Source organism: Crossiella cryophila (assembly GCF_014204915.1).
GTDB lineage: Bacteria > Actinomycetota > Actinomycetes > Mycobacteriales > Pseudonocardiaceae > Crossiella > Crossiella cryophila.
In genome coordinates this window covers 1,151,090-1,162,735 of sequence record NZ_JACHMH010000001.1, presented here as the reverse complement: position 1 = coordinate 1,162,735, position 11,646 = coordinate 1,151,090, and the positions used below count along the sequence as shown (strand labels likewise).

Annotated in this window: 8 protein-coding genes; 1 reads left to right on the top strand and 7 read right to left on the bottom strand. The window is 68.6% G+C overall.

The features are described from left to right. Window positions 1-44: 44 nt before the first annotated feature. The 7 genes from gyrA to dnaA all read right to left on the bottom strand — a co-directional run bounded on the left by gyrA (window position 45) and on the right by dnaA (window position 11,124). Window positions 45-2,612, bottom strand: coding sequence for a DNA gyrase subunit A (gene gyrA, locus HNR67_RS05505; RefSeq protein ID WP_185001026.1), 2,568 nt, complete (start codon window positions 2,610-2,612; stop codon window positions 45-47). A gap of 51 nt (window positions 2,613-2,663) precedes the next feature. After that, on the bottom strand, window positions 2,664-4,637 hold the full coding sequence (gene gyrB, locus HNR67_RS05500; protein ID WP_185001025.1) for a DNA topoisomerase (ATP-hydrolyzing) subunit B: 1,974 nt from the start codon (window positions 4,635-4,637) through the stop codon (window positions 2,664-2,666). A 196-nt stretch (window positions 4,638-4,833) separates the two neighbouring features. Further along, window positions 4,834-5,316: a DciA family protein gene (locus HNR67_RS05495; RefSeq protein ID WP_185001024.1), complete on the bottom strand. Its 483-nt coding sequence runs from the start codon at window positions 5,314-5,316 to the stop codon at window positions 4,834-4,836. Between the two features lie 185 nt (window positions 5,317-5,501). After that, window positions 5,502-6,656, bottom strand: a complete 1,155-nt coding sequence (recF, locus tag HNR67_RS05490; RefSeq protein ID WP_185001023.1) for a DNA replication/repair protein RecF — start codon at window positions 6,654-6,656, stop codon at window positions 5,502-5,504. Between the two features lie 4 nt (window positions 6,657-6,660). Continuing rightward, window positions 6,661-7,548, bottom strand: a complete 888-nt coding sequence (gene gnd / locus HNR67_RS05485; RefSeq protein WP_185001022.1) for a phosphogluconate dehydrogenase (NAD(+)-dependent, decarboxylating) — start codon at window positions 7,546-7,548, stop codon at window positions 6,661-6,663. 45 nt (window positions 7,549-7,593) lie between these two features. Then, entirely contained in the window at window positions 7,594-8,733 is a 1,140-nt protein-coding gene (gene dnaN, locus HNR67_RS05480) for a DNA polymerase III subunit beta (RefSeq protein WP_185001021.1), read from the bottom strand. 777 nt (window positions 8,734-9,510) lie between these two features. Then, window positions 9,511-11,124 carry a chromosomal replication initiator protein DnaA gene (dnaA, locus tag HNR67_RS05475; protein WP_185001020.1) on the bottom strand — a complete coding sequence of 538 codons (1,614 nt, stop codon included), beginning with the start codon at window positions 11,122-11,124 and terminating at the stop codon, window positions 9,511-9,513. A 376-nt stretch (window positions 11,125-11,500) separates the two neighbouring features. Here dnaA and rpmH point away from each other — a divergent pair, with 376 nt between their 5' ends. After that, the gene (rpmH, locus tag HNR67_RS05470; protein ID WP_088287484.1) at window positions 11,501-11,638 is read left to right on the top strand and encodes a 50S ribosomal protein L34; all 138 of its coding nucleotides are present in this window, start codon (window positions 11,501-11,503) and stop codon (window positions 11,636-11,638) included. Window positions 11,639-11,646: the final 8 nt, after the last annotated feature.

Here is an 11,646-nt window from a genome sequence, read left to right as displayed (position 1 = left end):
TCCTAACCGACGGTGGTGTCCGTCGAAGAGACGCGTTCAGGCGACTATTCGTTGCTCTGCTCGGTGTCGTTCTCGTTGGCGGAGTCGATTTCCGCCTCGGCGCCGGTCTCCGGCACCGAGCCGTCCTCCGACTCAAGACCATTCTCCGGCTCGGCTTCCTGCTCGGCACTCCGGGCCACCGCCAGCAGCGTTGTGCCCTCGCCGAGGTTCATCAGCCGCACGCCCTTGGTCTGCCTGCCTGCCTTGCGGATCTCGGCCGCCGTGGTCCGGATCACACCACCCGTTGAGGTGATGGCGAAGATCTCGTCCTCCAGCTCTACCACGAGTGCGCCGACCAGGCGCCCGCGCCGGGAGTCGTGCTGGATGGTCAGCACGCCCTTGCCGCCGCGGCCCTGCACCGGGTAGTCCTCGATCGGAGTCCGCTTGGCATAGCCGCCGTCGGTGGCGACCAGCACGAACCGGTCCTCCTCCACCACGGCCATGGCCAGCAGCTCGTCACCGGAGTTGAACCGCATGCCCAGCACGCCGGAGGTGGCCCGGCCCATCGGCCGCAGCGCCTCGTCGGTGGCGTGGAAGCGGATGGACTGACCGCCCGCGGAGACCAGCAGCAGGTCCTGCTCTGCCGAGCAGAGCACCGCGCCGACCAGCTCGTCGTCCTCGCGCAGGTTGATGCCGATCAGGCCACCGCTGCGGTTGGAGTCGAAGTCGGCCAGCTTGCTCTTCTTGACCAGACCGTTCTTGGTGGCCAGCACCAGGTACGGCGCGACCTGGTAGTCCTTGATCTGGATCGCCTGGGCGATGTGCTCGTCCGGCTGGAAGGCCAGCAGGTTGGCCACGTGCTGGCCGCGCGCGTTGCGGTTGGCCTCTGGCAGCTCGAAGGCCTTGGCCCGGTAGACCCGGCCCTGGTTGGTGAAGAACAGGATCCAGTCGTGGGTGGAGCAGACGAAGAAGTGCGCCACGATGTCGTCCTGCTTGAGCGCCGCGCCCTGCACGCCCTTGCCGCCACGCTTCTGCGCCCGGTACAGGTCGGTCTTGGTGCGCTTGGCGTAGCCGGTGCGGGTGATCGTGACCACCACGTCCTCGACCGCGATCAGGTCCTCGAGGGACATGTCGCCGTCGAAGGGGATGATCCGGGTGCGCCGGTCGTCGCCGTACTTCTCCACGATGGCCATCAGCTCGTCGCGGATGATCTGCCGCTGCCGCTCCGGGTTGGCCAGGATGTCCTCGAGGTCGGCGATGGTGACCTCGATCTCGCCGAGTTCGTCGACGATCTTCTGCCGTTCCAGCGCGGCCAGGCGGCGGAGCTGCATCTCCAGGATCGCGTTGGCCTGGATCTCGTCCACGTCGAGCAGCTCGATCAGCCCGGTGCGGGCGATGTCCACCGTCGCCGAGGAGCGGATCAGCGCGATCACCTGGTCGAGCATGTCCAGCGCCTTGACCAGTCCGCGCAGGATGTGCGCGCGTTCCTCGGCCTTGCGCAGCCGGTACTTGGTCCGGCGGACGATGACCTCGATCTGGTGTTTGACGTAGTACCGGATCATCTGGTCCAGCCGCAGCGTGCGCGGCACGCCGTCGACCAGGGCCAGCATGTTGACGCCGAAGGAGGTCTGCAGCTGGGTGTGCTTGTAGAGGTTGTTCAGCACCACCTTGGCCACGGCGTCCCGCTTGAGCGCGATCACGATCCGCATGCCGCTGCGGCTGTTGGACTCGTCCGCGATGTCGGCGATCCCGGTGAGCTTGCCGTCCCGGACCAGGGTGGCGATGTTCTCCACCAGGTTGTCCGGGTTGACCTGGTACGGCAGCTCGGTCACCACGAGGATGGTGCGCCCCTTGGCGTCCTCCTCGACCTCGACCACCGAGCGCATCCGGACCGAGCCGCGGCCGGTGCGGTAGGCGTCCTCGATGCCCTGGGTGCCCAGGATCAGGCCCTTGGTCGGGAAGTCCGGGCCCTTGATCCGCATCATCATCGCGGCCAGCGTTTCCTCGTCGCTGGCCTCGAAGTTCTCCAGCGCCCAGACCACGCCCTCGGCCACCTCGCGCAGGTTGTGCGTGGGGATGTTGGTGGCCATGCCCACCGCGATCCCCTGGCTGCCGTTGACCAGCAGGTTGGGGATGCGGGCCGGGAGAACCCGGGGTTCCTTGGTCTTGCCGTCGTAGTTGTCGGCGAAGTCGACGGTGTCTTCTTCGATGTCGGCCAGCATCTGCATGGCCAGGTGGGTCAGCCGGGCCTCGGTGTACCGCATGGCCGCGGCCGGGTCGTTGCCTGCCGAGCCGAAGTTGCCCTGGCCGTCCACCAGCGGGTTGCGCATCGACCACGGCTGGGCCAGGCGGACCAGCGCGTCGTAGATCGAGGTGTCACCGTGCGGGTGGTAGTTGCCCATGACGTCGCCGACCACGCGCGAGCACTTGACGTAGCTGCGGTCGGGGCGCAGGCCGGTGTCGAACATCGAGTAGAGCACCCGGCGGTGCACCGGCTTGAGGCCGTCGCGCACGTCGGGCAGCGCCCGGCCGACGATCACGCTCATCGCGTAGTCGACGTAGGAACGCTGCATCTCCTGCTGGAGATCGACCGGTTCGACGCGGTCGCCCGTCGGCGGCAGGGTGTCGGTCACGACCAGAAATCCCTTCTAAACGGCGGGCAGTTGTGGTTGTGCTCGCCGAGATCAGACATCGAGGAAGCGAACGTCCTTGGCGTTGCGGGTGATGAATGCACGCCGGGACTCGACGTCCTCGCCCATCAGCACGCTGAAGAGTTCGTCGGCGGTGGCCGCGTCGTCCAGGGTGACCTGGCGCAGCACCCGGTGGGCCGGATCCATGGTGGTGTCCCACAGCTCGTCGGCGTTCATCTCGCCGAGACCCTTGTACCGCTGGATCGCGTCGTCCTTGGGCAGCTTGCGCCCGGCCTCGACGCCGGCCTGGATCAGGCCGTCGCGCTCGCGGTCGGAGTAGGCGAACTCGGGCTCGATCCGCGGCCACTTGATCTTGTAGAGCGGCGGCTGGGCGAGGTAGACGTGCCCGTGCTCGATCAGCGGCCGCATGAACCGGAACAACAGCGTGAGCAGCAGCGTGGTGATGTGCTGGCCGTCCACGTCGGCGTCGGCCATCAGCACCACCTTGTGGTAGCGCAGCCGGGCCAGGTCGAACTCGTCGTGGATGCCGGTGCCCAGCGCGGTGATCAGGCTCTGCACCTCGGTGTTCTTCAACACCTTGTCGATGCGGGCCTTCTCCACGTTGATGATCTTGCCCCGGATCGGCAGGATCGCCTGGAAGCGCGACTCCCGGCCTTCCTTGGCCGAGCCACCCGCCGAGTCGCCCTCGACGATGTAGAGCTCGCACTCCTCCGGGTTGTTGGAGCGGCAGTCCTTGAGCTTGCCCGGCAGGCCGCCGATCTCCAGCGCGCTCTTGCGCCGGACCAGCTCGCGCGCCTTGCGCGCGGCCGCGCGCGCCTGCGAGGAGGAGATGGCCTTGCTGATGATGATCTTGGCGTCGGCCGGGTTGGCGTCGAACCAGTCGGGCAGGTGCTCGTTGCAGGTCTTCTGCACGAACGACTTGGCCTCGGTGTTGCCCAGCTTGGTCTTGGTCTGCCCCTCGAACTGGGGCTCCTTGAGCTTGATCGAGACGATCGCGGCAAGACCCTCGCGCACGTCCTCGCCGGAGAGGTTCGGGTCCTTCTCCTTGAGCAGCTTCTTCTCCCGCGCGTACTCGTTGATCACGCGGGTCAGCGCGGCGCGGAAGCCCTCCTCGTGGGTGCCGCCCTCGTGCGTGTTGATCGTGTTGGCGAAGGTGAAGACCGACTCGGAGTAGCCGGTGTTCCACTGCATCGCGACCTCGACCTCGAGGCCCTCCGCCTTGGCGCCGAAGGAGATGATCTTCTTGTGCACCGACTCGCGGGTGGCGTTGATGTGCGTGACGAAGTCCTCGAGGCCACCCGGGTAGCAGAAGGTCCGCTCCTTGATGGCGGCCTTGACCCCGTCGGCGTCGGCGACCTCGTCGGCCTCGCTGACCCGCTCGTCCCGCAGCGTGATGATCAGGCCCTTGTTGAGGAAGGCCATCTCCTGGAGCCGGCGGGAGACCGTCTCCGCGCTGTAGGTGGTGGTCTCGAAGATGTCCGGGTCGGCCCAGTAGGTGATGATCGTGCCGGTCTTGTCGGTGGGCTCGCCCTTGACCAGCGGGTGTGCCGGCGCGGACTTCTCATACCGCTGGGTCCAGACGAAACCGTCCCGGCTGATCTCCACGTCCAGCCGGGTGGCCAGCGCGTTCACCACGGACACGCCAACGCCGTGCAGACCGCCGGAGACCGCGTAGGAGTCGCCGCCGAACTTGCCGCCCGCGTGCAGGGTGGTCAGCACGACCTCGACCGCGGGGCGCTTCTCCACCGGGTGCTCATCGACCGGGATGCCACGGCCGTCGTCGACCACCCGCACGCCGCCGTCGGCGAGCAGCACGACCTCCACCTTGGTGGCGTGCCCGGCCATCGCCTCGTCCACCGCGTTGTCCACGACCTCCCACACGAGGTGGTGCAGGCCACGCTCACCGGTGGAGCCGATGTACATGCCGGGACGCTTGCGGACGGCCTCAAGGCCTTCGAGCACGGTGATGGACGACGCGCTGTACTCGTTGTTCGTATTGGCAGCCACAGGCCACTGTCTCCTCAGCTTGACGGCGTGCGCTTGGGTGCGGAGCACAACCTCGTCAATCCTACCGGGCCACCCGGACAGGAATGACCCTAGGACACCCCTGAGACGGTCGCAGAGGACCGAAGAACAACTTGTTCGGGTCCGGAGCGCGGAGAATCGCTGTCAAGGGTTCTGTGCGAAAACCAGCCGCGCCATGTCACCCATAGGTGTCGCGCGGGCCGCGACCGGACACGTGCCGGGGCCCGTAGCGCCAGCTCGGCGCGGCCGGTCCCTGCACCCGCAGGCGTTTGACCACGTCTTTGCCCACCCCGGCGCGGATCTGACTGAGCAGCTGACGCTGCAGCAGTTTGAGCTGGGTGGCCCAGGCGGTGGAGCTGGCCTGCACGGTCAGCTCGCCGTCCTTGAGCGCGATCGGGGTGGCGTGCTCGGCGACCTCGGCGCCGACCAGCTTGGCCCAGCTGCCGAAGACGGTGCCGCCGGAGAGCTTGTCGCTCCAGCCGCGGTCGCTGGCGATCCGGGCGGCCAGCGCGCCCAGCGGCTGCGGGTCCCGGTTGTCCACCCCGGGCCCGGACCACCGGCGGCGGCGTTGCGCATTGGCGCCACCGGCTCGCGGGGCCTGGGCGGCCTTGGCCGCGTCCCGTTTGACCTTGTTCGCGGCGCGGGCCTCGGCCAGGGCCATCTTGGCCAGGTCGACCCCTCGCAGACCGTGTTCACCCTCCGCGTTGAATCCACCTGGAGAGGTGACAGAGGGTCGATCGATCCCCGGGTCAGGTGGTGGCAGACCCCCACGCGTGACGGAGTTATCCACATTATCCACAGGGTTGTCCCCAGGAGTGCGACGCGTCACACCCGGTTGACCTCTTGTCACCGGACACGCTGGACCTTCCCTTCACCCACCTCGTAGCGGGCGCCAGCCAGCTCGGTGGGCACGTCCTCGGCCACCGCGGCGGTGACCAGTACCTGCTCCGCGGCGGCGGCGACCTCGGCCAGCCGCTGCCGTCGCCGCCGGTCCAGCTCGGCGAACACGTCGTCGAGGATCAGCACCGGTTCGACGTCCTCCGCACGCAGCAGCTCGAAGGCCGCCAGGCGCAAGGCGAGCGCGAAGGACCAGGACTCGCCGTGGCTGGCATATCCCTTGGCGGGCGTGCTGCCCAGGATCAGCTCCAGCTCGTCCCGGTGCGGCCCGATGAGACTGACCCCGCGGTCGATCTCCTGGGTCCGCACCTTGGCGACCTCCTCCAGCAGCACCGCTTCCAAGGTCGCGATGTCCGCAGGCGGACCGCCCGCCACACCGTATCCCGCCGGCAGGGTCGCACCCAGGCAACTGCGGTACTTCACCTCGGCGGGTCGCGACTCCGGGGCCACCCCGGCGTAGGCCGCGGACACCAGCGGCTGCAGTGCGGCGACCAGGTCCAGCCGCGCGGCCAGCAGCACCGCGCCGTGCCGGGCCAGGTGCCCGTCCCACACGTCCAGGGTGCGAATATCCCCGCTCTTGCCCGCCCGGCGCGCCGCACCAGCGGTTTTCAGCAGGGCGCCGCGCTGCTTGAGCACTCGTTCATAATCCGCGCGCACTCCGGCGAACCGCGGCGCGCGCAGCACCAGCAGGTCGTCCAGGTACCGCCGCCGCTCGCCGGGATCGCCCCGGACCAGTGCCAGGTCCTCCGGCGCGAACAGCACGGTGCGCAGGATGCCGAGCACCTCCCTCGGCCTTGGCACCGGCGCCCGGTTGATCCGGGCCCGGTTCGCCTTGCCGGGGGTGATCTCCAGCTCGACCAGCAGCTCCCGCCCGTGGTGCACCACCGCGGTGCGCACCACCGACCGCGGCGCGCCAAGGCGGACCAGTGGCGCGTCGGTGGCCACCCGGTGCGAGGACAGGGTGGCCACGTAGCCGATCGCCTCGACCAGGTTGGTCTTGCCCTGGCCGTTCTGGCCGACCAGCACGCTCGGACCGGGTTCGAAGACCAGGTCGGCGGACTCCCAGGAGCGGAAGTCGGCGACCTGGAGCGCTCGGACGTACAACGACTTACTTGACCTGCTGTACCGCGTGGCCGCCGAACTGGTTCCGCAGCGCGGCCACCGCGCGCATGGCGGGCGAGTCCTCCTGCCGCGAGGCGAACCTGGCGAACAACGCGGCGGAGATCACCGGCGCGGGCACCGCGTGGTTGATCGCCTCCTCGACGGTCCACCGGCCCTCGCCGGAGTCCTCCACATAGCCCCGCAGGTCATCCAGCTCCGGATCCGAGTCCAGCGCCCTGACCAGCAGGTCCAGCAGCCAGGAGCGGACAACGGTGCCGCGCTGCCAAGCCTTGATCACCGCGGGCGCGTCCTCGACCACGGTGGAGGCGTCCAGCAGCTCGAAGCCCTCGGCGTAGGCCTGCATCAGGCCGTACTCGATGCCGTTGTGCACCATCTTGGCGAAGTGGCCCGCACCGACCTTGCCCGCGTGCGCGAAGCCCTCCTCGCGCGGACCCTCCGGCCGGAGCGAGTCGAAGATCGGCATGGCCCGCTCGACGAAGGCCTGGTCGCCGCCGACCATCAGGCCGTAGCCGTTCTCCAGCCCCCACACCCCGCCGGAGACACCGCAGTCCAGGTAGCCGATGCCGTTCTTCTCCAGCAGCGCGGCGTGCTTCTGGTCGTCGGTGAACCGGGAGTTGCCGCCCTCGATGATCAGGTCACCCTCGGCCAGCAGGTCGTTCAGCTCCTCCACGGTGGCCTGGGTGGGCGCACCGGCCGGAACCATGATCCACACGATCCGGGGAGCGGCCAGCCGCGACACCAGGTCGGCCAGCGACTCGCTGTCGCTGACCTCCTGGTTGCGGTCGTACCCGATCACCTCGTGGCCGGCGCGGCGCAGTCGCTCGCGCATGTTGAAGCCCATCTTGCCCAGGCCGACGAGTCCGAGCTGCACCACAGTTACGACCTTTCCTGACTACGAAGCGTTCGGGGTGGGGAGGACTCAGCCGGGCAGCCGGACGGGCATCAGCAGGTAGATGTAGCCGGGCTCGACCTCGCCCTCGGCGTCCACCGGCTTGATCAGCGCGGGGCGGCTGGGCGTGGTGAAGGTCAGCTGCGCCCGGCTGGTGTGCATCGCGCCGAGGCCGTCGAGCAGGTAGCCGGGGTTGAACGCGATGGTCAGCCCGTCACCGGTCAGCTCGACTGGCAGCTCCTCCTCCGCGCTGCCCTCGTCATCGCCACCGGCGGAGAGCCGGAGCGAGGACTCGGAGAACTCCAGCCGGACCTGGGTGCCGCGCTCGGCGACCAGGGAGACCCGCTTGATCGCCTCGACCAGCGGGGCCACGTCGATGATCGCGGCCGCGGCGTGCTCGCTGGGCAGCAGCTGGCGGTACTTGGGGAACTCGGCGTCGAGCAGCCGGGTGGTGGTGCGCCGCCCGGAACCTGACAGGCCGAGCAGGCCGTCACTGTCGCCGAGGGAGAGTTCGATCTTGGAGCCGGAGCCGCCGAGGGTCTTGGCCGCGTCGGCGAGGGTCTTGGCCGGGACGAGCAGCGCGGTCGAGCCGACCTCGCCGCTGGGCTCCCAGGTGAACTCGCGCAGGGCGAGCCGGAAGCGGTCGGTGGCCACCAGGGTGACCTTCTCGTCCTCGATCTCCATCCGCACACCGGTGAGCATCGGCAGCGTGTCGTCCTTGCCTGCCGCGATGGCGACCTGGGCGACGGCCGGGCCGAAGCTGTCCGAGGGCAGGTGCCCGGCGAGCTGCGGCATGGCAGGCAGCTGCGGGTAGTCCTCCACCGGCATGGTGGGCAGGCTGAACTTGGCGCTGCCACAGGTGATCGTCACCCGGGCGCCGTCCACCGCGATCTCCACCGGGTGGTTGGGCAGCGCCCTGGTGATGTCGGCCAGCAGCTTGCCGGAGACCAGGGTGCGACCGGCCGCGGAGATGGTGGCCGGCACGCCGATCTGGGCCGAGACCTCGTAGTCGAAACCGGAGACGGTCAACGTCTCCCCGTTGTCGCCGTCGGCTCCGCCCGCGTCCAGCAGCACTCCACCGAGCACCGGCACCGGAGGCCGGGAGGGCAGGCTGCGGGCGACCCAGGCGACGGCGTCGGCAAGGCCGTCCCGCTCGACGCGGATCTTCATGGCAGGTCCTTTCGGAAATTCGACGCGACCGTCATGGGCTCGGGCTGGGCTGGTCGTTCGCCGTCGGTCGTGGGCCACGACGGCCCGGGGTTGGCGCAGCGACGCATCGAGGTCCGAGCGAAGTGGCTCCACCGTAGAGGCTTCCGGGCCTGCTCGTCATCTCGGCCCGCCCTCGACCGTGAGCCGTCCATCCCCAACTTCGCGCCGCTTGTTCATCTTTTGATTTTTACTTCTTCGAAAGATCAAGACAGCAGTAGTAGTAAGGGCTGTGAGTTGTGTGGACAAGGTGAGTCTGCGCAGCTCAAGTGGTTTCTGAGGGTGTGGACTACGGCTGTGGGCAACTGGTGAGAAACCGGGGGTGCCCGTGGACAACTCAGCTGTTGGCAAAGAGCATCCACAAGATCTCCGAGCTGTCCACAAGGTTGTCCCCAGCTGTGGGTGCGTTCATACCCAGCCTCTACACAGGCCGAGCGTGGTCCGGGTCTCCCTGGATGGGGGACAACTCGCCGAAACTTTCTCCAGAGTTGGTCCGATCGGGCGCTCCACACCGTCAGAAAAGTTCCGCACCTCAGTGCGGGGCCGACCGGTGTCCTGCCCCGGGTCGCCCGACTTTTCTCAGCTTGTGGGGCGCGCGGCGGGGCATCGCCGAGTCAGAAACATCGGCGTGCGGCAGCCATACCCGGGCATCCCAGGAGTCATCGGCCACGGGGGCGGGGCACACAAGAGAAGACGCCCGCCGGAGGGACTCTCCGACGGGCGTCTACGGCGTGCTGGGGGTCAGGCGCGGGCCCGCTGCTTGATCCGCGAGGTCAGCTCCTGGACCTGGTCGTAGATACGGCGGCGCTCGGCCATCTCCTTGCGGATCTTCTTGTCCGCGTACATGACCGTGGTGTGGTCGCGGCCGCCGAAGGTCTGCCCGATCTTCGGCAGGGACAGGTCGGTCAGCTCGCGGCACAGGTACATGGCGATCTGCCTGGCCTGGGCCAGCGCCTTGGTCTTACCGGGGCCGCACAGGTCGTCGATGCTCACCGTGAAGTACTCCGCGGTGACCGCCATGATCGTGGGCGCGGTGATCTCCGGCGCCTGCGAGTCCGGGATCAGGTCGCGCAGCACGATCTCGGCCAGCGGCACGTCCACCGGCTGCCGGTTCAGCGAGGCGAACGCGGTGACCCTGATCAGCGCGCCCTCCAGCTCGCGGATGTTGCGCTCGATCCGGGCCGCGATGAACTCCAGCACCTCGGCGGGCGCGGCCAGCCGGTCCTGGGCGGCCTTCTTGCGCAGGATCGCGATCCGGGTCTCCAGCTCGGGCGGCTGGATGTCGGTGATCAGGCCCCACTCGAACCGCGTGCGCAGCCGGTCCTCCAGGGTCTCCAGCCGCTTGGGCGGCCGGTCCGAGGACACCACGATCTGCTTGTTCGCGTTGTGCAGGGTGTTGAAGGTGTGGAAGAACTCCTCCTGCGTGCCTTCCTTGCCCTCCAGGAACTGGATGTCGTCGACCAGGAGCACGTCGACGTCCCGGTAGCGGCGCTGGAAGGCGACCTTGCGGTCATCACGCAGTGAGTTGATGAAGTCGTTGGTGAACTCCTCGGTCGAGACGTACCGCACCCGCATGCCCTGGAAGAGCCGCTGGGCGTAGTGCCCGACCGCGTGCAACAGGTGGGTCTTGCCCAGACCGGACTCGCCCCAGATGAACAGTGGGTTGTACGCCCTGGCCGGCGCCTCGGCCACGGCCACCGCCGCGGCGTGCGCGAATCGGTTGGAGGCGCCGATGACGAAGGTGTCGAAGGTGTACTTCTCATTCAGCCTGGTCTGCGGGTTGCTCGGCGAGCGAGCGGGCTGACCGGCCGAATTACCGGAGTACTTGGGCCATATCTCGTGCACCGCGGCGAGGGCTTCGCGCTCCTCGTCCACCTCGTCCTCGGTGTCCCCGCCCTCGGCCAGGCCGTTGGGCAGTGCGCCGAGCTGCGACAACCCTGGACCGGAGATCGGCGAGGTGGCCATCCCGTTGGGCAGCGGGGCCAGCGGCAGCGGGATCGCGGGCATCGTCGGCTGTTCCAGCGACGGGCCCGAGTGCGTTGGTGGGCTGACCGGCGGCGGGGCCACCGGTTTGGGCGGGGCGGGGCTCAACGGCGCGTTGTCCACCTTCACCGCGAGCGAGACGTCCCGGCCGAGGTGGCGGGAGAGCGCGGCGGTGATCGGTTCGCGCAACGCGCGTTCGATGGCGTCCTTGGCAAAATCGCTCGGGGCGGCCAGCAGGGCCGTTCCGTCGAGCAGGCCGATCGGGCGGGTCACCCGCATCCAGGCTCGCTGCTGAGGAGACAGGGTGCCGGAGGACAACTCCTGCACCACACGCTCCCATACGAGTCCCAGCTCGGCGTGGGTGTCGGACACTTGCTCCGCTCCCCTCCCCTCGTGTCAGTGCCGCGCGGACACCAAACGTGAGATGTCCACAGAGTTGTCCACAACTGTGCACGAAGGCAGGACGGGCCGCACATGGACCCCCCTGTAACCGCGGAAGGGGCAACCTAACAACACTGGACACCGCCCACAAGACCCGGATGGCGACTGCACTGGAGTGGGCGGCAGGCTTGCCCGTGGTGGTGGAACGGGGGGCGGATTTGAGATGACGGCGGGTGATAAGTACCCTCGAACGGTCTCCCGCGTACCGACGGGTGCGTTTGCCGTGCCTGTCATGGTCGTCTGATCTTGACGAACGCGACGGAGACAACCCTAGACCTGCTACACCCATGTACCGGGAGAACCGACCGTGAGCAAGCGCACCTTCCAGCCCAACAACCGTCGTCGCGCGAAGACCCACGGCTTCCGGCTGCGGATGCGCACCCGTGCCGGTCGCGCCATCCTGGCTGCTCGCCGCCGCAAGGGCCGCGACGAGCTGTCCGCCTGAGACACCCG